Source organism: Bradyrhizobium sp. JHI2711, from assembly GCF_056156565.1.
In genome coordinates, this window is sequence record NZ_JBPZPT010000043.1 from 1 (window position 1) to 250 (window position 250).

General features: G+C 60.8%; 1 pseudogene. It reads right to left on the reverse strand.

Going from position 1 to position 250, the window contains the following annotated elements:
* Positions 1-250, reverse strand: a pseudogene (locus ACTEK7_RS36700) (hypothetical protein); the annotation flags it as partial.

A 250-nucleotide genomic window follows, 5' to 3' on the forward strand; every position in this document is an offset into this window, starting at 1 on the left:
GGACACCTGCTCGGCAGCAATGACGGACCACGTCGTGTAATTGGCCGTGTCCACCACATTGCCTTGGTATTTCAGCGTTGGGCCGACGCCGGTCGAGATGTTGGTCAGATAGTAATTGCCGCTGGACACCACCACGCTGGTCGATCCCAACGCCTCGATCGTGACGGGGCTGGCAATCGGCACTCCGATCGTGCCGTCGCCATTGAGATCCTGCTGCAGCGTCGGCTCCAGTGCTTTCAGGGTCGGATCG